The following is a 22,002-nucleotide window of genomic DNA, read 5'->3' on the forward strand; positions in this document are numbered from 1 at the left end:
GCGGGGCCTGCTGACGGACGGGAGATGTGCCGCGCGGCGCTACCGCGCCGGAGCCGGGCGGCGTACCACGGCGAGCACTACGGCTCCGAGCACCGCCAGTCCGGCCGCAAGGGAGAACGCGGCGTTCCAGGAACCCAGGTCCTCGACGAGGAAGCCGGTGGCGGCGGGGGCGAGGATCGCGGCGAGATTGGCGCAGAAGTGCACGAATCCACTGACAGCGCCGACCCGCGCCGGGTGGACGCACTCCTGCACCAGCGCCCAGAACTGGGCGTTGCTCGTGTAGAGCAGGAGCATCGTGACGGTGAACAGGCCCACGGCCAGCACCGTGCCGGCAACCGAGGTGAGCGCGAAGCACAGCAGCCCGCTGACCGAGAGGCCCAGGATCGCGGCCCATTTGCGCACCGTGTAGGGAGCGTTGAGGCGCTTGGCGAGGCGGTCGGAGACGATGCCGCCGAGTGCTGTGCCCACGGCGCCCGCGATCCAGGGCAGCGAGCCGGCCCACGCCAGCTCCTCCAGTTCGATGCCGCGCTCCTCCACCAGGTAGGTGGGGTACCAGGACAGGAAGAGGAAGGTGATCCAGTTGAATCCGAAGAAGGCCAGCGCGGCGGCCAGCACAGCGGGGCGGCGCAGGTAGTAGCCGACAGAAGGCGCCTCGGCGGAGGCGTCGTCCGGGCGGGCCAGTTCGCCGCCGGCGATGTGGTCCAGTTCCTTCTGACGCACCGACGGGTGTTGTTCGGGCCGGTCGCGTACGACCCACCACCACAGCCCCGCAACCAGCACGCCGACGGCCCCGAGCACCAGGAACGGCACCCGCCAGTTGTTGCCGCTCCAGACCAGCAGGCCCGCCACCACGGGAGTGCCGATGGCCGCGCCCAGCGGGTTGGCGGCGAAGGAGAGACCCACGGCGGTGGCGTACTCGCGGCGTGGGAACCAGTTGCTCATCGTCCGCGCGGTCACCGAACCCTGCGGGCCCTCGCCGAGGCCGAACAGGAGGCGCTGCAGCAGGAAGGTCACAGTGTTGAAGCACAGTGCGGCCGCAGCGGTGAACAGAGACCACCAGACCACCGCGGCCGTCATCACCTTGCGCGGCCCGTACCGGTCGGCGAGTGCGCCGCCGAAGAAGGCTGCCGGCGCGTAGGTGAAGGCGAAGGCGCTCATCAGAATGCCCATGGTGCTCGGGCTGAAGCCGAACTCCTTGACGATGAAGGGTGCCGCGACCCCGAGGGCCGCACGATCTCCGTAGTTGACGATCAGCACCACGGCGTTGGCCGACAGGACCCTCCAGCGGACCCCGGGCCCGGTGCGCCCGGTGCGGGTCTCCTTCACTTCGGCGGGGGCGCTCATGCTGTCACCGTCCCCGTCGTGCCGGGTGTGCGGATCGCCTGGAGCTTGTCGAAGTCCAAGTCCACGCCGTGGCCCGGACGTTCGGGCGCGATGACGTGACCGCCCGCCGAATCGTCCGGCAGGAGCGGCGGATTGAGCATGTAGGCGTCGAGGCCGAAGCCGTGCGCCTCCATGTAGCTGCGGTGGGGGGCCGCGGCGAGCGCGTGGACGGTCAGCTCGTGCACACCGTGCGAGGTGACCGGCAGATTGGCCGCCTCGGCGAGGGCGCAGATCTTGCGGAAGACGGTGTAGCCGCCGCAGTTGCTCACGTCCGGTTCGGGGAAGGTGACGCCGCCCGCGGCGATCATCTGCTGGAACTCGTAGAGCGTGTGTAGGTTCTCGCCGGTGGCGACGGGCTGCCCGCCCTGGCTGACGATGCGGGCGTGGCCGGCCACGTCGTCGGGGATGGTGGGCTCCTCGATCCACACCAGATCGAACGGCGCGAGGGCGCGCGCGGCCCGCAGCGCCTCGTCGGCTGACCACCGCATGTTGGCGTCCACCATCAGCGGGAAGTCCTCGCCGAGGTGCTCGCGCATGGCCGCGACGCGCTGGACGTCGTCGCGGAGACGAGGACGGCCGACCTTCATCTTGATCGCCCGGAAGCCCTGTTTCCGGAAGTCGTCGGCCTGCTCCAGCAGCCGGGCCACGGGCAGCTCCAGATCGATGCCGCCGGCGTAGACCGGCACGGCCGGGTCGTACCCGCCGAAGAGCCGCCACAGCGGCAGTCCCGCCTTCCGGCCCTTCAGGTCCCACAGGGCGATGTCGAGTGCGGAGATCGCGGAGGTGGCGTGGCCGCCGCGTCCGCCGTAGTGCAGCGTCCACCACATCTTCTGCCAGCACGCCTCGACCGCGTCGGCCTCCTGGCCGGTCAGCACGGGGGCGAGATCGCGTTCGATCATGGCGTGCACGGCGGAGCCGCCGTGGTTGACGGTGTAGGTGTAGCCGAGGCCTTCGGCGCCGTCGGCGTCCTGCACGCGGACGGTGATCAGCTCGAAGTCGCTCATGGCACCGTGCGTGCTGTCCGTCAGAACAGCCGGGAGCGGTACCCGGTACAGACCGGTGTGTACGGCGTCGATTCTCGCCATCGAGACCTCCTCAGGGACGAGCGCGGCGGGGGAGGAGTCCTTGCCGAAGCAGTCGCGGCCGCACGCCAGGGACTCGTGTCCGGCTGAAAAACCGGTTTTCTTCGGAGGGACGCTACGCCTGGCCGTCCGTCCCGTGTCAAGGGGTTCCGCATGAGTAGTCCGTCGGGACGCCGCAGGAGAACACCGGTTTTCCGCGCGCGGTAGGCTCTGGGGCCGGGAGACGGGGAAGAGTCAACAGCGGGCGGTGGAAGGCGAAGTGGTGGAGCGAGCCGGGGTACGTGCGGACCGGGTACGGCTCGTCGACGTCGCCGAGCGCGCGGGTGTGACCAAGTCCGTGGCGTCCCGCGTCCTCAACGGCGACCCGACGCTCTCCGCCCGCGAGGAGACCCGGCAGCGCGTCCGGGACGCCGCCTCGGCGCTCGGCTACCAGCCCCACGCCGGCGCCCGCGCGCTGGCCCGCGCCCAGGCCCGCGCGATCGCGCTGCTGATCCCCGATCTGACCAACCCGGTGTTCTCCCGGATCATCCGCGGCGCCTACCAGCGCGCCCTTGAACTGGGCTACGTCGTCCTCCTCGTCGAGGACGGCCCCGAACGCAAGGCCGGCGAGATGCTGCTCGACCTGATCAGCTCCGGCCGCGTCGACGGCCTGCTCATCGCTTCGGCCCGCTCAGGCGGACGGTGGCTGCGGGGCACCGCGCTCGCGTCCGTGCCGCACGTCTTCGTCAACCGCGAGGTGCGCGGCAGCAAGCGCAACGTCACCACCGACCTGGCAGGGGGCAGCGCCGTCGCCGTGCGCCATCTCGCCGACCACGGCCACCGGCACATCGGCCACATCGCCGGCCCCGAACGGGTCGCCTCGTCGACGGCACGGCAGCGCGGCTTCCTCGCCGAGGCGAAGCGCCTCGGCCTCGCCGCGGCGCCCGTCGCGCACGGCACCTTCAGCGAGGAGGGCGGGGCGAAGGCGGCGACGTCCCTCCTCGGCGAGCACCCGGAACTCACCGCGCTCTACGTGAGCACCCTCGGCCAGGCCATCGGGGTCCTGCACGCCGCACGGGCCGCGGGCCGCAGCGTCCCCGGCGACCTCTCGGTGCTCACCTACGACGAGCTGCCGATGGCCGCCTACCTCGAACCGCCTCTCACGACCCTCGCCATGCCGCTGCAGGAGGTCGGCGCCACGGCGGTCGACGCCCTCCTGGAGCAGCTGGAGGGCAAGCCGCCGCGCGACTTCCGCGTTCCGGCCGAGCCCCGGGTCATCACCCGCGCTTCGGTGGGGCCGCCGCCCTCACGGGACTGACCGGCCCTGTCCACAAGGAACGGCGTCGTCTGACGTCAGGGAGCTGACGGACCGTCCTCCCGCTTCCGGCGCCCCGCGCCGCGTGCGCTCACGCTCGCGAAGACGGCCGCGGGGGCCAGCAGGACGCTCATGAGGGCGGCGTTCCTGGTGCGCTTGCGGTCGCAGTCGGTGGCTATCTGCTCGTTCGCCTTCGCGCTGCCGCCTTCCTGCGCCGTCTCCAGCTTTCCGAGCACGTCGGAGTCGTCCGGGTCCATCGTGAAGGTGTAGCCGGCCCGGGTCCCGTCCAGATCCAGGTGGCCGTCGCCCCAGCCGATGGCGGCGAGGGACGCGCACTCGGCTTCCAGCTGGTACTCCGTGCTGCCGGAGGTCCCGGCGTACTCCACGTCCGGTCCGACGGTGAAGAGGAGGAGCGCTCCGAGCGCGAAGGCGGTGGAGAACCCAACGCACGTAAGGGTCCGGTTAGTTGCTCGGTCGGTCATGGGGCAGGACCCTAGCCTGGCGAGCCGTCCCGCCTCCTGCGTACGAGACGCGGGGGAGGGGCGTCTCGGGAGCGACCGGGGACCAGTCCCGGGAAGCATCCGGGCCGGGGCGGCGCCCGGAGCGCGACGTTCGGAGACAGCGCCGCGCCCGCCGCGGTCGTCACCTCGCGGCGGGCGCGGTCGTTCCGTCCCCCACACGCCCGTCCGGTCCTGAACCGGACAGGTCTTCGCCGGGCCGTCAGTGGCGGCCGTGGGCGGTGTCGGAAGCGCCGCCGAAGAGCCTGGCCACGAGGCGGAAGGGCAGAGTCACGACGGTGGCCACGGCGCCGCCGATGGTCCGCAGCACGTCTGCAATCGCCTTCAGCATGGTGAACCTCCGTTCCGGCCCGTCAGCGGGCCGGTGTGTTGCGATGTGTTCTGCCGTGGTCCCCGCTTGCCCCGCGTATCCGGGGGGAAACGGGGCGGATTTGATTCATTAGCGCTCGGGCCCGCAGGCCCCGGCCCGTCCCGCGCATCCCGGCATGGCGACCGCTCACGGGGGTACGCGCGACGTCCCCGACGCTCCGGGAACACCGCGCTCAGCCCCCCACCGGCACAGAGGACGCACCATGGACCACTCCCTGCTGGACGCCCTCCCCGAAGAGCACCGCGCCCGCCTCCGTGACGCGCCCCCCGGCAGGGACCTGGCGGCCCGCCCGATGCTCGCCACCCTCAGCGACAGGCGGGACTTCGAAGGCGGCCGGTGGCTCTTCGAACGGAAGCTGGACGGCATCCGCGTCCTCGCCGTACGGGAGGGCGACGACGTCCGCCTGCTGTCGCGCACCGGGAAGCCCCTCAACGGCAGCTATCCGGAGATCGTCGACGCCCTCGCCGCGCAGGACTGCGACGACTTCACAGCCGACGGCGAGATCGTGGCCTTCGCCGGCGGCCGCACCTCCTTCGAGCGGCTGCAGCAGCGCATGCAGCTGACGGACCCGCGCCAGGCCCGCGCCACGGGCGTCGCCGTCACCTACTACCTCTTCGACCTGCTGCGCCTCGACGGGGCCGACGTCAGGGCCCTCCCGCTGCGGACACGCAAGCAACTGCTGCGCGGCGCCCTTCACTTCAGGGCCCCGCTGCGCTTCACCTCGCACCGCAACCAGGGCGGCCGGCAGCTCCTCGACGACGCATGCCGCCGCGGCTGGGAGGGGCTGATCGCCAAGGTGGCCGACGGGCGGTACGTCACCCGCCGCTCGCCGGACTGGCTGAAGCTGAAGTGCGAGGCGGGCCAGGAGTTCGTCATCGGCGGCTGCACCGAACCCTCCGGCAGCCGCGTCGGCTTCGGAGCGCTGCTGATCGGCTACCACCAGGAGGGGAAGCTGCGCTACGCCGGGAAAGTGGGCACCGGCTACGACAACGCGACACTGGTCTCTCTCCGCCGCCGCCTCGACGAACTGGCCGTCGCGCGCTCGCCGTTCGCGGATCCCGTACGGGAGCGGGGCGCCCGGTGGGCGTCGCCGGAGCTCGTCGCGCAGATCGGCTTCACCGAGTGGACGCGGGACGGCAAGCTGCGCCACCCGCGCTTCCTCGGCCTCCGGGACGACAAGGACCCGCGGGAAGTCGTCCGCGAGGAGCCGCGGCAGGCGTGACGACGGGCAGGCCGTCCCGGCGACCGCGGGTCCCGTGAGACGGTCCGCGAGCGGGACCGCCGTGCGGTGTGGCTCAGCGTCCCCGGTGTTCGCCGCGGGAGGCGGCCTTGCCGCTGCGTCCTCGTCCCGCCGAGGGGGCCGCTTCGGACAGCTGCTTCGCGCGTTTCCCGGCGTCCTCCGCGCGGCGGCGTGCCTCCCGCGCCGTCCGGCCGGCCTCCCGTTCGCTCTTGCGGCAACGTGTGTGCTCCCGTTCGGCCTCACGGAGTTCCTCGCGCAGCCGCTCCACTCTCTCCTCGGCCTCCTCCCGCGCCGACCGTGCCGCCTCCGCGTCGCCGTCGGCTGCGTCCGCCTCCCGCCACAGCTCGTCCGCCCGGACGGCGGCCTCCTCGGCCTCTCGGCGGGCGCGCTCCCCGGCCTGACGGGCCTCCTCGTCCGCTCGTGACCCGCCCTTGTCCTTCGCTGTGGGCGCGGTGCTGTCCGAGCGCCGCGCGCTCTTCGCGGAGGACGACGCGGTTCCGGCGGAGGAGGGCTTCCGCTTGCGTGCGCGTCCGTCCCCTGTGCGGCTCTGCGGGCCCGCGGCCTCGGCGGCGGCGTCGAACCCGACGGCGACGGACAGGGGCTTCGCAAGTCTCCCGCCGGCCCACTCCCGCGCGGCGCCCGGGTCGGACAGCACCGCCTGCAGCGTCCGCGCCACCTCCTGCTGGGCCTGCGGGCCGAGGGGCTGCCCGGCCTCCGAGGCGAGCCGCGCCGCCTGCCGGGCCAGGGCGGCCACGAGCTGGTGCTGCTTGTGGGAGAGGGCACGCAGTTCCTGCCCGTCAAGGTCGCGGTGGGCGTCGCGCAGCTGTTCGCCGAGCCGCAGCAGCGGGGCGACGTCCTCCTGCTGCTCGCGCACGAGGAGGTTGCTCGCCCACGCGGCGAGGGTGGGGCGCCGCAGGCCGCGGATCTCACCGGCCAGGTCCCGCTGCCCCGCGGCCCGTGCCTGCCGCGCGCGGTCGTCCCGGGCCGCGGTGAACTCCTCCGGAAGCAGCCCGTACAGCTCGTCCGCTACCTCGTCCAGGTCCACACGGGCCTCCCGTGACCGGTACATCCTGTTTCGCGACGCTCACCTCGATTTCACCACCTGAAGTGCGCGCCGTCCCACGGGGCGCCGACCAGCGCACTCGTGCTCCCTGTGGACGATCTGTCGAACAAGGCCGCCGCTCGCTCTACGATCGCCGGATGTCCCTTCGCCTCACACTGCTGGCCGCAAGCCGCAGTGCGTCGGTGCTCGACGCGCGGTTCGCGGACAGCCGCCCGCTCGACCCGGCGGGGTGGCACGAGGTGCGCAGGGCGAAGCCGGCGCTGTCCTACCTGGCCGCCGCCGAGCTGCGGTACTGCTCGCCGTCGACCCGCTGCCGGGAGACCGCGGTCTCCCTCGGCCTGGCGCCTCTCGCCCAGCCCGCGCTGCGCGACTGCGACATGGGCCGGTGGAACGGTTCCACGCTCCAGCAGGTCACCGCCCGCGAACCCCGGGCCGTGAACGCATGGATGACCGACCCCCGCATGACACCGCACGGCGGCGAGTCGCTCGTCGCCTTCATCCAGCGCATCGGCGCGTGGATCGACACCCGCCCGGTCGGCGACGGCTGGGTGGTCGCGGTCGTCGAGCCGGGCGTGCTGCGTGCCGCGCTGTGCTACGCCCTGAAGGCGCCGCCGCACTCGTTCTGGCACGTCGACGTGAAGCCGCTCGCCGCCGCGACGCTCTCGGGCCGTGCGGGCGAGTGGAGCCTGAGCCTCCAGTCCTGAGTCCGGGGGCGGAAGCCGGAGCGGTGGGGCGCCGCCTGCCGGGTCACGCCCGCCAGGGGCTCCTGGGAGGCATGACGTCCCTGTCGCGGAGCCGTCCGGTGATGGCGTGCAGCGGTCCGTGCCAGTGCGGGCGCAGCGCGGTCAGCACCAGGTACCGGGAGCGGGCGTCGAGGGCGCGGGCCGCGGAGGTGGCCGCGCGCAGCCCGCCGGCGTGGAGCACTTCGACGAGGTGGTGGAGCGTTCCGCCGCAGGCGGCCGTCACGTCCCGGGTGTCGGTGAGGTGGGAGAGGCTGCCGCCGGTCCGGCGGGCCGCCGATTCGATCGCGGCGAGGACCCGCACGAGGTGTATGGGGCCGTCCTCCTCGTCGTCGGCCAGCAGCCGTGCGGCCTCGTCGGCTGCCGCCGGGCCCGCGGCCCCTCCGGTCTCCCACGAGGTTAGGAGGCGGGTGAGCGGCGCCTGGTCGATCCGGCGGGACGGCGCGTCCTCGTAGTCCGTGGAACGGATCCGGGGGAGACGGTGCGACGCGGCGCCGCTCGGGTTCGCGCTCTTGTGACGTGCCACTTCACTTCGCTTCTACTCGGCCGGGACCTGCAGCGCGGCCGGCTCTGCTGCCGCCGTTACGTCCCGTTCTGTCGCAAGCAGAATCCTCGTTGTCCCCGGCGGGAGGGGCATGTCCGGTCTCCGGCAACGTTCGGACCGCGCTCGTTGCCCGCTTCGCACGTCCGAGCGCGCCCGCTCACCGCCTGACCGGCCTCCCGGCCCGGTCAGGAACCGCCGTCGTGGCCGCGCAGCTGGAGCAGGTATGCGGCTGTCAGCGCGACGGCGCGGTCCTCGTCGTGCGACAGCTCCACCAGCGCGCGGGAGGCCGTCGGGCCGGGGATGTCCGCGAGCGCCTGGGTCAGCCGTCCGCGGGCCGCCGCTCCGACGGAGGCGCCGGCGAGGCGCCCGGCGAGCCGGCCCGCGATCTCCTCCGCCGTGGCGTCCACGCCGGCCAGGACGCTCAGGGCATCGGCCGCGTCGGTGTCGTTCCTTCCCTCCGCGATCATGTCGATCAGTACCGGGATCCCGTCCGCCTCCCCGCGCGACCCGAGCGCCAGGGCAGCCTGCCCGCGGACCTGCGTGTCCGGGCTCGCGAGGGCGTCACGCAGCCGCCCGGCCGCCTCCTCGCCGGGAATCTCGGCCAGGGCCCGTACGGCGCGCTCCCGCACCGCCGCCGCAGTCGAGCCGAGGCCCTCCGCCAGCAGCTCCGCGCCCCGGCCGCCGGAACGCGCCAGCGCCCATCTGAGGGCTCCGGCGACGTTCGGGTCCGTCTCGCGCAGCGCCGCCTCGGCCAGGGCTTCGACGGGCACGGGAGGTTCGTCCGCGGACAGGGCAGCGCGCTGCCGCATGCCGGCGCTCTCCGATCCCAGCGCCTGGAGGAGCGAAACGGTGCGCAGAACGTCGTCCCAGCCGCCCGGTTCCGCGGCGTCGATCCGGCGCAGCCGCGTGAGCAGTTCGGTCTCGGCGGCGATGCGCTCGCGCGTCCGGCGGACGAGGTCGCCGACGAGCGCCGAAGGCGTGAAGCCGGGGTCCTCCAGCGCGCGAGCGATCTCGCGCAGCGACAATCCCAGCGTCCGCAGGCTCTCCACGTGGAAGATCCGCCTGATGTCGTCCTCGGAGTACTCCCGGTAGCCGGAGCCCGTGCGGCCCGAGGGCCGTACCAGGCCGAGCGACTCGTAGTGCCTGAGCATGCGGGCACTGACCCCGGACCGTCGCGCCACCTCACCGATCAGCACGTCCTGCCGTCCCTCCTCAACCGGACCCACCGAGGGCCACGATGCGCTTGGCCTCCTCGACCGCGGACTCGAACCCGGCGTCCGGCTCCCACAGGAGCCGCTGTGTGGCGAGCGCGTGGGCGCGCACCCGCGGATCCGGCGCCGCCGCCGTGGCTTCGAGCGCCGGCTCGATCACATCACCCAGCGACACGAGTGCCCGGCTGAGACTCAGCTGCATCTCCCGCCCGCCGCGCCCGAGTTGCCCCACCAGCACCGCGGCCAGCGCGGACCGCTCGCCGTCCGGGACGAGCACGGCCGCCGCCCGCCAGGCGCTGCGCGCCACCTCCTCGTCGGCGTCGGTCAGCAGGGCCTGCGTGATAGCCGGCCAGGCCCGCGGGTCTTCGATCTTGGACAGCGTGTGCAGGGCCTGGCTGCGTGCCTGACCGGACCCCGAACGGACTTCGCGCAGCAGCGCCGGGAGCGTCAGTCCGACGGAGTGGCGGGTGAGCGCCCAGGTCAGCATGTCGCGGACGAAGAACTCCGGCTCGACCGCGCACCGCTCGACGAGCTTGCCGACGAAGCGCGCGTCGGGCGCGGTGCCGGCGGCCAGAGCGGCCCGCAGCCGTACGGACGGCCGGTCGTCCTCCAGCCCTCGCAGCGCCCGTACCGCGTCCGCGTCCCATTCCGAGATCGTCATCGAGGCACCTCCTGACCGTCAGTGAATGCCTTGCCACGGTGTCAAGGTCAAGCGGCCACCGCGCGACCGCCGCCCCCGCCCGCGCGGGGACCTCTTACCCCCTCTTTGCATAAAACTGCCGTACTGCGTATAGTCATGCTATCGAGGAGGAGGTCAGATGGCAGTGCGAGCAGCGGTCGCGGGGGCGAGCGGATATGCGGGCGGGGAGATCCTGCGCCTGCTGGCCGCTCATCCCGAGGTCGAGGTGGGAGCGCTCACGGCCGGTTCCAACGCGGGCTCGCGGCTGGGTTCGCTCCAGCCGCACCTGACGCCGTACGCGGACCGCGTGCTGGAGGAGACCACGCCCTCCGTGCTCGAAGGGCACGACGTCGTCTTTCTCGCACTGCCCCACGGCCAGTCGGGCGCTGTCGCCGAGGCACTGGACGAGGACGTCCTCGTCGTGGACTGCGGCGCGGACTTCCGCCTCTCCGACGCCTCCGCCTGGCAACGCTTCTACGGCACGCCCCACGCGGGGACATGGCCGTACGGGCTCCCCGAACTGCCCGGAGCGCGCGACGCGTTGCGGGGAGCCACCCGTATCGCCGTCCCGGGCTGCTATCCGACGGCCGTCTCGCTCGCCCTCGCCCCCGCCTACGCGGCCGGGCTCGCCGAGCCGGAAGCGGTCGTCGTGGCGGCGACGGGGACCTCCGGCGCCGGCAAGGCGCTCAAGCCGCACCTGCTGGGCAGCGAGGTGATGGGCTCGATGAGTCCCTACGGAGTGGGCGGCGTGCACCGCCACACACCGGAGATGGTCCAGAACCTCAGCGCGGCGGCAGGGGGTCCCGTGAGCGTCTCCTTCACGCCCACGCTCGCGCCCATGCCCCGCGGCATCCTCGCCACGTGCAGCGCGAAGGCGCTCCCGGGAGCCGGGGACGAGCCCGTACGCGCCGTGTACGAGAAGGCGTACCAGGACGAGCCGTTCGTCACGGTGCTTCCCGAGGGCCACTGGCCCGCCACGGGCGCGGTGACCGGCTCGAACAACGTCCACCTCCAGACCGCCGTCGACGCGGACGCCGGCCGGATCGTGGTCGTCGCCGCGGTCGACAACCTCACCAAGGGCACCGCTGGCGGCGCGGTGCAGAGCATGAACATCGCCCTCGGACTCCCGGAGGCGCTCGGGCTGCCCGCTGCCGGGCTCGCCCCGTGAACGCCCGGGGCGACCGTACGGCCGGCGGCGAAGCGAACGGAGAAGCAGAGTGAGTGTGACAGCGGCGAAAGGTTTCACCGCGGCCGGTGTCGCCGCCGGCATCAAGGACAGCGGCGGCCTGGACCTGGCGCTCGTCGTCAACGCGGGACCGCGCCGCGCGGCGGCGGGCGTCTTCACCTCCAACCGCGTCAAGGCGGCGCCGGTGCTCTGGTCCGAGCAGGTGCTCAAGGGCGGGCAGGTGGGCGCCGTCGTCCTCAACTCCGGTGGCGCGAACGCCTGCACCGGCCCCGAGGGCTTCCAGGACACCCACGCGACAGCGGAGGCGGCGGCCCTGGCGCTGGAGGACAGCGCGGGCGAGATCGCCGTCGCCTCGACCGGTCTGATCGGCACGCGTCTCCCCATGGACCGGCTGCTGCCGGGCGTCGCCGAGGCCGCCGGGCAGCTGAGTCCCCACGGCGGTGAGAAGGCGGCCATCGCCATCAAGACCACCGACACGGTCCACAAGACGGCGGTGCACGAGGGCGACGGCTGGACGGTCGGCGGCATGGCCAAGGGCGCGGGAATGCTCGCCCCCGGACTCGCCACCATGCTGGTCGTCCTCACCACGGACGCCGACCTCGAAGCCCCCGTGCTCGACAGGGCCCTGCGGGAGTCGACGCGTACGACCTTCGACCGCGTCGACTCCGACGGCTGCATGTCCACCAACGACACTGTGCTGCTGCTCGCCTCGGGTGCGTCCCAAGCAGTCCCGGACGAGGCGGAGTTCACCGAAGGGGTCCGCGCCGTCTGCGCCGACCTCGCCCAGCAGCTCGTCCGCGACGCGGAAGGCGCCTCGAAGGACATCCGCATCGAGGTCGTCGGCGCGGCGAGCGAGGAGGACGCGGTACTGGCCGGGCGGTCCGTCGCCCGCAACAACCTGCTCAAGTGCGCCGTGCACGGCGAGGACCCCAACTGGGGCCGGGTGCTCTCCGCGATCGGCACCACCGACGCCGTCTTCGACCCCGACCGGCTGAACGTCGCCATCAACGGCGTGTGGGTCTGCAAGAACGGCGCCGTGGGGGAGGACCGGGACAAGGTCGACATGCGCTACCGCGAGGTCGCCATCACCGCCGACCTCGCCGCCGGCTCCTCGTCCGCCGTGATCTGGACGAACGACCTGACCGCCGACTACGTGCACGAGAACAGCGCCTACAGCTCATGAGCACACCGACGACACCCGCCGCGTCCGTCCCCGCCGCACGCAAGCACACCGCCCTCCCCAAGGCCCGCACCCTCATCGAGGCGCTTCCCTGGCTCACCCGGCACAACGGCAGGACCGTCGTCATCAAGTTCGGCGGCAACGCGATGGTCGACGAGGAGCTCAAGGCCGCCTTCGCCCAGGACGTCGTCTTCCTGCGGCAGGCCGGGCTGCGCCCCGTCGTGGTGCACGGCGGAGGACCCCAGATCAGCGCCCAGCTCGAAAAGCTGGGCCTGGAATCGGAGTTCAAGGCGGGACTGCGCGTGACGACGCCCGAGACGATGGACGTCGTACGGATGGTCCTCGCGGGCCAGGTGCAGCGCGAGCTGGTCAACCTGCTCAACCAGCACGGTCCCCTGGCGGTGGGGATGACCGGCGAGGACGCGCACATCATGGCGGCGACGAAGCGCTACGCCACGGTCGACGGGCACCCGGTCGACATCGGCCGCGTCGGCGACATCGCGAGCATCGAGACCGGCGCGATCCAGGCCCTGCTCGACGACGGCCGCATCCCCGTCATCTCCTCCATCGCCCGCAGCACCGACGACGAGGACGGCGGCCCCGGCGGAGGCGTCTACAACGTCAACGCCGACACGGCGGCCGCCGCGCTCGCCGCCGCTCTCGGCGCGGAGACGCTGATGGTGCTCACCGACGTCGAGGGCCTGTACGCGGACTGGCCGAACAGCGACGAGGTCGTCAGCGAACTCACGGCCGCCGAGCTGGAAGAGCTGCTCCCGGGGCTGGCGAGCGGCATGGTCCCCAAGATGGAGGGCTGCCTGCACGCCGTACGCAACGGCGTCCGCACGGCCCGGGTGCTGGACGGCCGCGTGCAGCACTCGATCCTGCTGGAGATCTTCACCGACGAGGGCATCGGGACGATGGTCGTACCGGACAAGCGCGAAGGGAAGCCCACACCATGAGCACCGCGAGCGGAGCGGGAAGCACCACCACCGCAGCGGCGGGCGCGGTCCGCGACGGCGCGGACGGCACCGCCAACTCCGCGCTCACCAGGCGCTGGCAGTCCTCGCTGCTGGACAACTACGGCACCCCGCGCGTGCCCCTCACCCACGGGCGGGGCGCCACGTTCTGGGACGCCGAGGGCAAGGCCTACACCGACTTCGTCGGCGGTATCGCCGTCAACGCGCTCGGCACCGCGCACCCGGCCGTCGTTCGGGCCGTGTCCGAGCAGATCGCCACCCTCGGGCACGTCTCGAACCTCTTCGTCGCCGAGCCCCCGGTGGCGCTGGCCGAGCGGCTCCTCGAACTGGCGGGCAGGGACGGGCGCGTCTACTTCTGCAACTCGGGTGCGGAGGCCGTCGAAGCGGCCGTCAAGGCGGGGCGGCGGACAGGCCGTACGCACATGGTCGCGGCCGAAGGCGGCTTCCACGGCCGCACGATGGGCGCCCTGGCGCTGACGGGGCAGCCCGCGAAGCAGCAGCCGTTCGAGCCGCTGCCCGGCGACGTCACGCACGTTCCCTACGGGGACGTGGACGCCCTCCGCGCCGCCGTCACCACGGACACGGCCCTCCTCGTGCTGGAACCGGTGCAGGGCGAGAACGGCGTCGTCGTCCCGCCCGAGGGCTATCTCGCGGCGGCCCGCGACATCACCCGCGAGACCGGCACGCTCCTCGTCGTGGACGAGATCCAGACAGGTATCGGACGTACCGGCCACTGGTTCGCGTGCCAGGCCCAGGGCGTGGAACCGGACGTCATCACCCTCGCCAAGGGCCTCGGCGGCGGGCTGCCCCTGGGGGCGACGATGCTCTTCGGGGAGGCGGCGCAGCTGCTGACCCCGGGTCAGCACGGCTCCACCTTCGGCGGCAACCCCGTCGCATGCGCCGCCGCCCTCGCCGTGCTCGACACCCTCGCCGAGGACGAACTCCCAGCACACGCACTGCGGTTGGGGGCACGGCTGCGTGACGCGATCTGGTCGCTCGGGCACCCGCTCGTAGAGCGGGTCCGCGGGGCGGGACTGCTGCTGGGTATCGTGCTCACCGAGCCCGTCGCACCCGGAGTGCAACAAGCGGCTCAGGATGCGGGATTCCTGGTCAACGCGGTCGCGCCGGACGTCGTACGGCTCGCTCCGCCGCTGATCGTCTCCGACGGCGAGGTGGACGCTCTCGTCAGGGCCCTCCCCGGCGTCCTGGACGCGGTGGACGGCGGGCGTCCGAGCCGATGAGCCGAAGGGGATGGACCGGGGCGATGACCGACGGGTACGCGCACGAACGGGAGCTGGGAAACGGGCACGCCGGGCAGGCGGTACCGCAGACCCGTACGGCCCGGCACCGCCGGATCGTCGACATCCTCAACCGGCAGCCGGTCCGCTCGCAGAGCCAGCTCGCCAAGCTCCTCGCAGACGACGGGCTGTCGGTCACGCAGGCCACCCTCTCCCGCGACCTGGACGAACTGGGCGCGGTGAAGATCCGCAACACGGGCGGAGAGCTGATCTACGCCGTGCCCGGTGAGGGCGGCGACCGCACGCCGAAGGCGCCGCTGGGCGAGTCCGCCAGCGAGGCCCGCATGGCGCGGCTGGCCGGTGAACTCCTCATCTCCGCCGAGGCGTCGGCGAACCTGGTGGTGCTGCGCACGCCGCCCGGCGCCGCGCAGTTCCTCGCCTCGGCGATCGACCAGGCAGGCGTGCACGACATCATCGGCACCATCGCCGGTGACGACACGCTCCTGCTCATCAGCCGGGCCCCCGAGGGCGGGCAGGCGCTCGCGGAGCACCTGCTGAACCTGGCGCAGAAGGAGCACCACTAGAGCTGCCCCTCCAGGGCCCCGCGGAGATCCGGCGACGGGTACGGGGCCCTGCCGCGTTCCGTCAGCCGCGGGACCGGTCCCGGCGGGCGAACCAGGCCGCGACCACCGCGCCCGAGACGTTGTGCCACACGGAGAAGATCGCGGAGGGCAGAGCGGCGAGCGGGCTGAAGTGCGCCGTCGCGAGCGAGGCGGCCAGGCCGGAGTTCTGCATGCCGACCTCGAACGTCAGGGCGCGCCTCGCGGGCTCGTCCAGCCCCGTGAGCCTGCCGGCCAGGTAGCCGAGCCCCAGCCCCAGCCCGTTGTGCAGCACCACGGCGAGGAAGACGAGCGCCGCCGCGGACATGATGGCGTCCGCGCTTCCCGCGACCACGACGGTCACGATCACGGAGATGGTCAGCGCCGACAGCCACGGCAGCGCGGGCAGGGCACGCTGCACGTACCGGCCCGCGACGAGGCGTACGGCCAGGCCGGCGAGTACGGGAAGCAGCACCGTCTTGAGGATGTCGGTGACCATCGAACCCGCGTCGACCGGCAGGTACTCGCCTGCCAGCAGCAGCGTCAGGGGCGGAGTGACCAGGGGCGCCAGGACGGTGGACAGGGTGGTGACCGACACGGACAGTGCCACGTCTCCGCGTGCCAGGTAGGTGACCACGTTCGAGGCCGTCCCGCCGGGAGCGCAGCCCACCAGGATCACGCCGGCCGCGAGCTGCGGCGGCAGGTCCAGCGCCTTGACGACCACCCAGCCGAGGGCGGGCATGATCAGGTACTGGGCGCCGAGGCCGACCGCCACGGCCCACGGCCGCTTGGCTATGCCCTTGAAGTCGGGCAGGGTCAGAGCGACGCCCATGCAGAACATGACCACGCCGAGCAGGTACGGCACGGCGTCCGCGGCGCCCGTGAAGCTGCCCGGACTGATGAGGCCGACGACTCCGGCGAGCAGCACCAGCAAGGGGAACAGCGTCACTGCGCGCCGGGCGGCACGATCATCTGCGGTCGTTTTCGTTTCGCTTCTGTTCGTTTCGGAGCCCACCGCGCGATGGAACGCCCTGTTCCACAAGCGGTGCAACCTTGTCTCGCCATCCGGGCGGCCGGCGCGGGAGGGAGACGCGTCAGGCGACGGGCGTGAAGCGCACCGGCAGCGACCGCGGACCCCGTGTGAAGACGCCCTCCTCGACGGGGATGAACCCGTCGGGCAGGCGGAGGTCCGGCATCGCGTCGAAGAGCTGGTTGAGGCCGGTCTCGACCTCCGCCTTCGCCAGCAGCGCGCCCACGCAGAAGTGCCGGCCGAGCGCGAACGCGAGATGGTCCGCCGCGGCGGAGAACGCGGACGTCGTGGAGAGATCGCCGCGGAAGATGTCGAACCGCTCCGGGTCGCGGTACCGGCTCGCGTCGCGGTTCGCGGCGCCGATCAGGCACGTCACGGTGGCGCCGGGCGGGATCGTGCCGCCGCTGACGTCGACCTCCTCGGCCGAGTGCCGCATGATCATGTGCACGGGCGGGCTGTAGCGCAGCGTCTCCGCGAACGCCGCGGGGATCAGGCCGCGGTCGGCCTGTACGGCGGCAAGCTGGTCCGGATGCGCGAGCAGATTGGCGATGATCGCGGCGATCGCCTTGTCGGTGGTCTCGCCGCCGGCGGCGAGGAGCAGGCTGCAGAACGCCTTGACGTCCTCGTCGCTCATCCGGACGCCGTCGACTTCGGCCGCGCACAGCGTGGACAGCAGGTCGTCGCCCGGGTTCTCCCGGCGTTCCCGGATCACCGGGAGCATGTACTCGGCGAACTCCGCCCGGGTGCGCTCGCCCGCCGCCGTCACCGCGGGATCGCCGGAGAGGTTGCCGAGGAAGGCGATGACGGACGTGTACCAGCCGTGGAAGCGGTCGTGGTCGGTCTTGTCGAGGCCCAGCATGTCCGCGATGACGTCGACCGGTAAGCGGGTCGCGAAGTCGGTGACGATGTCGGCGGTGCCCGACTGACGGAAGGCGTCGGCGAGTTCGCGCGCGTTGCGCTCGATGACCGGCAGGAACCGCTCCTCCAGGTCCCTGCCCCGGAACGCGGGAGCCACGAGGGCGCGCCGCACGGCGTGCTCGCGTCCGCTGAGCTGGAGGATCGTTCTGCCGTGCACCGGTTCCAGCTGCCAGTCGTAGTTGGCCGTCGTCAGCCGCGACTCGCGGTCCCTGAAGACGAGTTCGACGTCCTCGTACCGGGAGACGATGTAGCTGCGGGTGGCCTCGTGCCAGATCAGGGGCGCGTGCTCGCGCATCGCCGCGTACGCGGGGTAGGGGTTCGCCGCGAACTCGGGGGAGAGGATGTCGGGAACCTGCTGGGCAGCGGACACGGCGCTCCTCGGCTCGGCATCCAGAACATACGGGGACAAGGTATGCGCGTTCGGTGAGGACGGACAGGGCGCACGGCAGAGGCTTCGGTCGCGCCGGTGCGCCGGGCCCGGGGCCCGGCCCGGCCGGGCTGCGGGACCCGTGCGGTTCCCCGGCCGTGCGCCCGGTCTGCGTCTGCCCCACCCTTGAGGCATGGCGAAGGTGAGGCATGTACGGGTGCGGCGGGTGTACGAGGAGGCCAGGCCCCGTGAGGACGGGCTGAGGGTGCTCGTGGACGGGGTGTGGCCGCGCGGCATGAAGAAGGAGGACGCGCGCCTCGACGAGTGGGCGAAGCAGGTCGCCCCGTCGACCGGTCTGCGCAAGTGGTACTCCCACGACCCGGACAAGTTCGGCGAGTTCGCCGAGCGCTACCGCGCCGAGTTGGCGGAGCCCGAGGCCGCCGAGGCGCTCGGCAGGCTGAAGGAGCGCGCGGCCGGCAGGACGCTGACGCTGCTGACCTCGGTCAAGGAGGAGCAGCTGGACTACAGCCACGTCGCGGTGCTCCGCGAGGAGCTGGAGGGCGGCTGAGCGACGGGACGCGCCCTGGCAGCCGAAGGCTGCGTCTGTCCGGGTGCCCTCCCCGGGTGGGGCCGGAGGCGCGGCCTCCGCCCGTCTGACCGGTGGCTCCGTATGAGGCCCACGCCGTGCTGACCAGGTGCTTTGACGAAGCATACGGTCGAGTGCATACTTATGCCAGTCAGCGTATGCACCGTAAGGAGAACCCCGTGACTGAGCGCGTCGTACTCGCCTACTCGGGCGGCCTTGACACCTCCGTCTGCATCGGCTGGATCGCCGAGGAGACCGGGGCCGAGGTCGTCGCCGTCGCCGTCGATGTCGGCCAGGGAGGCGAGGACCTGGACGTCATCCGCAAGCGCGCGCTCGCCTGCGGTGCTGTCGAGGCCGAGGTCGCCGACGCCAAGGACGAGTTCGCCGACGAGTACTGCCTCCCGGCGATCAAGGCCAACGCGCTCTACATGGACCGCTACCCGCTGGTCTCCGCCCTCTCCCGGCCCACCATCGTCAAGCACCTGGTGCACGCCGCGAAGAAGCACGGCGCCACCACCGTCGCCCACGGCTGCACCGGCAAGGGCAACGACCAGGTGCGGTTCGAGGCCGGTATCTCGTCCCTCGCCCCCGAGCTGAAGTGCATCGCCCCCGTCCGGGACTACGCGATGACGCGGGACAAGGCCATCGCCTTCTGCGAGGACAAGGGCCTGCCCATCGCCACCAGCAAGAAGTCCCCGTACTCCATCGACCAGAACGTCTTCGGCCGCGCGGTGGAGACCGGCTTCCTCGAGGACATCTGGAACGCCCCCATCGAGGACGTCTACGAGTACACCGAGAACCCCGCCACCCCGCGCGAGGCGGACGAGGTCGTCATCACCTTCGACAAGGGCGTCCCCGTCGCGATCGACGGCCGGCCGGTGAGCGTCCTGCAGGCGATCCAGCAGCTCAACGAGCGGGCGGGCGCCCAGGGCGTCGGGCGGATCGACATGGTCGAGGACCGGCTCGTGGGCATCAAGTCGCGTGAGGTCTACGAGTCTCCTGGCGGCATCGCGCTGATCACCGCGCACCAGGAGCTGGAGAACGTCACCGTCGAGCGCGAACTGGCCCGCTACAAGCGGCAGGTGGAGCAGCGGTGGAGCGAACTCGTCTACGACGGCCTGTGGTTCTCCCCCCTCAAGCGGGCCCTGGACGGCTTCATCGAGGAGGCCAACGAGCACGTCAGCGGCGACATCCGGATGACGCTCCACGGCGGACGGGCAGTCGTGACGGGGCGGCGCTCCGAGAAGTCGCTCTACGACTTCAACCTCGCCACCTACGACAGCGGCGACACCTTCGACCAGTCGATGTCCAAGGGCTTCATCGAGCTGTTCGGCATGTCGAGCAAGATCGCCGCGAAGCGGGACCAGGCCCAGTAGTCTGCGGTCCCGCCCTCGTGCGGGCCGTATCCGCAGTTCAGCCGCCTCCCCGCCGCATCCGGCGGGGAGGCGTCGCATTGACACACCCCGAGGAGAGCAGGCAATGCCCAGCAACGAAGCCCCGCAGCAGGAACCCGCTGAGCAGGACGTACGCCTGTGGGGCGGACGTTTCGCCGACGGGCCCTCCGAGGCGCTGGAGAAGCTCTCCGCCTCCGTGCACTTCGACTGGCGGCTGGCGCCCTACGACATCGCGGGTTCACGGGCCCACGCCCGCGTCCTGCACAAGGCGGGGCTGCTGACCGCCGAGGAACTCGCGCAGATGACCGCCGGCCTCGACCAGCTGGAGCGGGACGTCGCCGACGGCACCTTCACCGGCACCATCGCCGACGAGGACGTGCACACCGCGCTGGAGCGCGGCCTGCTGGAGCGCCTCGGCCCGGACCTGGGCGGCAAGCTGCGCGCGGGGCGTTCCCGCAACGACCAGATCGCCACCCTCTTCCGGATGTACCTGCGCGACCACGCCCGCGTCATCGGCGGCCTCCTCGCCGACCTCCAGGAGGCGCTCGTCGGGCTCGCGGAGGCCCACCCCGACGTCGCGATGCCCGGCCGCACGCACCTCCAGCACGCCCAGCCCGTGCTCTTCGCGCACCACGTGCTCGCCCACGCCCAGGCCCTCTCCCGCGACGCGGAGCGGCTGCGGCAGTGGGACGCGCGTACTGCCGTCTCCCCGTACGGCTCCGGGGCCCTCGCCGGGTCCTCGCTGGGCCTGGACCCCGAGGCGGTCGCCGCCGACCTGGGCTTCGAGAACGGCTCCGCCGCCAACTCCATCGACGGGACGGCCTCCCGGGACTTCGTCGCCGAGTTCGCCTTCATCACGGCAATGACCGGCGTCGACATCTCCAAGATCGCGGAGGAGGTCATCCTCTGGAACACGAAGGAGTTCTCCTTCGTCACGCTGCACGACGCCTTCTCCACCGGCTCGTCGATCATGCCGCAGAAGAAGAACCCGGACATCGCCGAGCTGGCACGCGGCAAGTCCGGGCGTCTCATCGGCAACCTCACGGGCCTGCTCGCCACGCTCAAGGCGCTCCCGCTCGCCTACAACCGCGACCTGCAGGAGGACAAGGAGCCCGTCTTCGACTCCTGCGACCAGCTGGAGATGCTGCTGCCGGCCTTCACTGGGATGATGGCCACCCTCACGGTGCACCGGGAGCGGCTGGCGGAGCTGGCACCCGCCGGGTTCTCGCTGGCCACGGACGTCGCCGAGTGGCTGGTCAAGCGGGGGGTGCCGTTCCGGGTGGCGCACGAGGTCGCGGGGGAGTGCGTCCAGGTCTGCGAACGCGAAGGCATCGAACTGGACGAGCTGACCGACGAGCAGTTCGCCGCGATCTCGCCCCACCTGGACCCCTCCGTGCGCGAGGTCCTGAACGTCCCGGGAGCGCTGGCGGCCCGGGACGGACGCGGCGGCACGGCCCCCTCGGCCGTGGCCGTGCAGCTCGGCGAGGTCAAGGCCGACCTCGCCCGGCAGCGCGAATGGGCCGCCGCACGCCGCTGAGGCATCCGCACGTGTACGCACGCGTATCAGCCGTTCAGTCGGGCACCCGAATGACCTCCCGACAGTGAAGCGAGGCGAGACGCGATGATCGGATCTGTGCGTCACCGGCCTGACGCGATGCACGACGGCAAGAACCACGACACGGTGGCCGAGCTGGTCAAGCAGGCTTCCGAGCAGCTCACCGACGTGGTCCGCAGCGAGATGCGTCTGGCGCAGGCCGAGATGAAGGAGAAGGGCAAGCGCGCGGGCTTCGGCGGCGGCATGTTCGGCGGAGCGGCGATCATGGGGCTGCTGGCCCTGTGGTCCCTCGTCTTCGCGGCGATCGCGGGCGTCGCCCTGGTGCTGCCCGTGTGGGCCGCTGCCCTGATCATCGGCGGCGGGCTGCTGCTGGTGGCCGGCGTGCTGGCCCTGGCGGGCAAGAAGCAGTTCGGCTCCGCCACTCCACCGAAACCCGAGCGGACGATCGACAGCGTCAAGGCGGACGTCGAAGCGATCAAGGAAGGAGCCCACCGATGACGCACAAAGCCCAGGAAGGCTCCGCGGACACCCGCCAGCTGCGGGCGGAGGTGGAGGAGGCCCGCGAACAGCTGGCGGACACCGTGGCCGCTCTCGCGGGCAAGGCGGACGTGAAGGCGCATGCGCGGGAGATGGCCGCGCACGCCAAGTCCAAGGCGCTCTTCGAGGCCAACGAGGCGAAGGCCCGCGTGCAGCACACGGCCGAGGAGGCCGCGAACCGCGGTTTCACCAGGCCAGGGCCCGTGCTGGCAGTCGTCGGAGGACTCGGAGCCGCCGCGCTGGTCACGTACCTGCTGCTGCACCGTGACCACCACCGCAACCACCGGAGCCACTGGAAGATGTGGAGGTGA

At 72.3% G+C, this 22,002-nt stretch carries 23 protein-coding genes; 13 read left to right on the forward strand and 10 right to left on the reverse strand.

Annotated features, from left to right (window positions below; translation table 11 throughout):
• Positions 1-39: 39 nt before the first annotated feature.
• A complete protein-coding gene (locus IEY56_RS06655; RefSeq protein WP_189036123.1) occupies positions 40-1,344 on the reverse strand; it encodes an MFS transporter in 1,305 nt (434 codons plus the stop codon).
• A complete protein-coding gene (locus IEY56_RS06660) occupies positions 1,341-2,468 on the reverse strand; it encodes a mandelate racemase/muconate lactonizing enzyme family protein (RefSeq protein WP_189036124.1) in 1,128 nt (375 codons plus the stop codon). The genes IEY56_RS06655 and IEY56_RS06660 overlap by 4 nt, the downstream gene beginning before the upstream one ends.
• Positions 2,469-2,724: 256 nt before the next feature.
• On the opposite strand from IEY56_RS06660, the gene IEY56_RS06665 reads away from it, so the two are divergent.
• Positions 2,725-3,762 (forward strand): LacI family DNA-binding transcriptional regulator, encoded by a 1,038-nt coding sequence (locus tag IEY56_RS06665; protein WP_229711663.1) that lies wholly within the window; start codon positions 2,725-2,727, stop codon positions 3,760-3,762.
• Between the two features lie 35 nt (positions 3,763-3,797).
• On the opposite strand, the gene IEY56_RS06670 is transcribed toward IEY56_RS06665, so the two are convergent.
• Both IEY56_RS06670 and IEY56_RS28810 read right to left on the reverse strand, forming a co-directional pair.
• A complete protein-coding gene (locus tag IEY56_RS06670) occupies positions 3,798-4,241 on the reverse strand; it encodes a hypothetical protein (protein WP_189036125.1) in 444 nt (147 codons plus the stop codon).
• 238 nt (positions 4,242-4,479) lie between these two features.
• Positions 4,480-4,608, reverse strand: a complete 129-nt coding sequence (locus IEY56_RS28810; protein WP_268241315.1) for an LPFR motif small protein — start codon at positions 4,606-4,608, stop codon at positions 4,480-4,482.
• Between the two features lie 241 nt (positions 4,609-4,849).
• Here IEY56_RS28810 and ligD point away from each other — a divergent pair, with 241 nt between their 5' ends.
• Complete coding sequence (ligD, locus tag IEY56_RS06675; RefSeq protein ID WP_189036126.1) at positions 4,850-5,869, forward strand: non-homologous end-joining DNA ligase; 1,020 nt, start codon at positions 4,850-4,852, stop codon at positions 5,867-5,869.
• 73 nt (positions 5,870-5,942) lie between these two features.
• On the opposite strand, the gene IEY56_RS06680 is transcribed toward ligD, so the two are convergent.
• The gene (locus tag IEY56_RS06680) at positions 5,943-6,932 is read right to left on the reverse strand and encodes a hypothetical protein (RefSeq protein WP_189036127.1); all 990 of its coding nucleotides are present in this window, start codon (positions 6,930-6,932) and stop codon (positions 5,943-5,945) included.
• A 155-nt stretch (positions 6,933-7,087) separates the two neighbouring features.
• Here IEY56_RS06680 and IEY56_RS06685 point away from each other — a divergent pair, with 155 nt between their 5' ends.
• Entirely contained in the window at positions 7,088-7,654 is a 567-nt protein-coding gene (locus tag IEY56_RS06685) for a histidine phosphatase family protein (RefSeq protein ID WP_189036128.1), read from the forward strand.
• Between the two features lie 43 nt (positions 7,655-7,697).
• Here IEY56_RS06685 and IEY56_RS06690 read toward each other — a convergent pair whose 3' ends face one another.
• The 3 genes from IEY56_RS06690 to IEY56_RS06700 all read right to left on the reverse strand — a co-directional run bounded on the left by IEY56_RS06690 (position 7,698) and on the right by IEY56_RS06700 (position 10,106).
• A complete protein-coding gene (locus tag IEY56_RS06690) occupies positions 7,698-8,216 on the reverse strand; it encodes a hypothetical protein (protein WP_189036129.1) in 519 nt (172 codons plus the stop codon).
• Between the two features lie 203 nt (positions 8,217-8,419).
• Complete coding sequence (locus IEY56_RS06695) at positions 8,420-9,430, reverse strand: HEAT repeat domain-containing protein (protein ID WP_189036130.1); 1,011 nt, start codon at positions 9,428-9,430, stop codon at positions 8,420-8,422.
• Between the two features lie 16 nt (positions 9,431-9,446).
• Entirely contained in the window at positions 9,447-10,106 is a 660-nt protein-coding gene (locus tag IEY56_RS06700; protein ID WP_189036131.1) for a HEAT repeat domain-containing protein, read from the reverse strand.
• Between the two features lie 157 nt (positions 10,107-10,263).
• On the opposite strand from IEY56_RS06700, the gene argC reads away from it, so the two are divergent.
• The 5 genes from argC to IEY56_RS06725 are packed head-to-tail and all read left to right on the forward strand — an operon-like array spanning position 10,264 to position 15,289.
• On the forward strand, positions 10,264-11,292 hold the full coding sequence (argC, locus tag IEY56_RS06705; RefSeq protein WP_189036132.1) for an N-acetyl-gamma-glutamyl-phosphate reductase: 1,029 nt from the start codon (positions 10,264-10,266) through the stop codon (positions 11,290-11,292).
• A 49-nt stretch (positions 11,293-11,341) separates the two neighbouring features.
• Positions 11,342-12,493: a bifunctional glutamate N-acetyltransferase/amino-acid acetyltransferase ArgJ gene (argJ, locus tag IEY56_RS06710; protein WP_189036133.1), complete on the forward strand. Its 1,152-nt coding sequence runs from the start codon at positions 11,342-11,344 to the stop codon at positions 12,491-12,493.
• Positions 12,490-13,449, forward strand: a complete 960-nt coding sequence (gene argB / locus IEY56_RS06715) for an acetylglutamate kinase (RefSeq protein WP_189036134.1) — start codon at positions 12,490-12,492, stop codon at positions 13,447-13,449. The genes argJ and argB overlap by 4 nt, the downstream gene beginning before the upstream one ends.
• The gene (locus tag IEY56_RS06720; RefSeq protein WP_189036135.1) at positions 13,446-14,708 is read left to right on the forward strand and encodes an acetylornithine transaminase; all 1,263 of its coding nucleotides are present in this window, start codon (positions 13,446-13,448) and stop codon (positions 14,706-14,708) included. The genes argB and IEY56_RS06720 overlap by 4 nt, the downstream gene beginning before the upstream one ends.
• 23 nt (positions 14,709-14,731) lie before the next feature.
• Positions 14,732-15,289, forward strand: coding sequence for an arginine repressor (locus IEY56_RS06725; RefSeq protein WP_189036136.1), 558 nt, complete (start codon positions 14,732-14,734; stop codon positions 15,287-15,289).
• A gap of 61 nt (positions 15,290-15,350) precedes the next feature.
• Here the strand turns inward: IEY56_RS06725 and IEY56_RS06730 are convergent, their stop codons facing one another.
• Complete coding sequence (locus IEY56_RS06730; RefSeq protein ID WP_229711664.1) at positions 15,351-16,319, reverse strand: bile acid:sodium symporter family protein; 969 nt, start codon at positions 16,317-16,319, stop codon at positions 15,351-15,353.
• Between the two features lie 79 nt (positions 16,320-16,398).
• Positions 16,399-17,622 (reverse strand): cytochrome P450, encoded by a 1,224-nt coding sequence (locus tag IEY56_RS06735; RefSeq protein WP_189036138.1) that lies wholly within the window; start codon positions 17,620-17,622, stop codon positions 16,399-16,401.
• 190 nt (positions 17,623-17,812) lie between these two features.
• Here IEY56_RS06735 and IEY56_RS06740 point away from each other — a divergent pair, with 190 nt between their 5' ends.
• The 5 genes from IEY56_RS06740 (at position 17,813) to IEY56_RS06760 (ending at position 22,002) form a co-directional block, all read left to right on the forward strand.
• Positions 17,813-18,187 (forward strand): DUF488 domain-containing protein, encoded by a 375-nt coding sequence (locus tag IEY56_RS06740; protein ID WP_189036139.1) that lies wholly within the window; start codon positions 17,813-17,815, stop codon positions 18,185-18,187.
• 197 nt (positions 18,188-18,384) lie between these two features.
• Positions 18,385-19,581, forward strand: a complete 1,197-nt coding sequence (locus tag IEY56_RS06745; RefSeq protein WP_045865571.1) for an argininosuccinate synthase — start codon at positions 18,385-18,387, stop codon at positions 19,579-19,581.
• A gap of 103 nt (positions 19,582-19,684) precedes the next feature.
• The gene (gene argH, locus IEY56_RS06750; protein WP_189036140.1) at positions 19,685-21,136 is read left to right on the forward strand and encodes an argininosuccinate lyase; all 1,452 of its coding nucleotides are present in this window, start codon (positions 19,685-19,687) and stop codon (positions 21,134-21,136) included.
• A gap of 84 nt (positions 21,137-21,220) precedes the next feature.
• Positions 21,221-21,652 carry a phage holin family protein gene (locus tag IEY56_RS06755; protein ID WP_074467933.1) on the forward strand — a complete coding sequence of 144 codons (432 nt, stop codon included), beginning with the start codon at positions 21,221-21,223 and terminating at the stop codon, positions 21,650-21,652.
• Positions 21,649-22,002 carry a DUF3618 domain-containing protein gene (locus tag IEY56_RS06760; RefSeq protein ID WP_189036141.1) on the forward strand — a complete coding sequence of 118 codons (354 nt, stop codon included), beginning with the start codon at positions 21,649-21,651 and terminating at the stop codon, positions 22,000-22,002. Before IEY56_RS06755 ends, IEY56_RS06760 begins: the two co-directional genes overlap by 4 nt.

The sequence above is a fragment of the Streptomyces daqingensis genome (assembly GCF_014645895.1).
GTDB classification, from domain to species: Bacteria; Actinomycetota; Actinomycetes; order Streptomycetales; family Streptomycetaceae; genus Streptomyces; species Streptomyces daqingensis.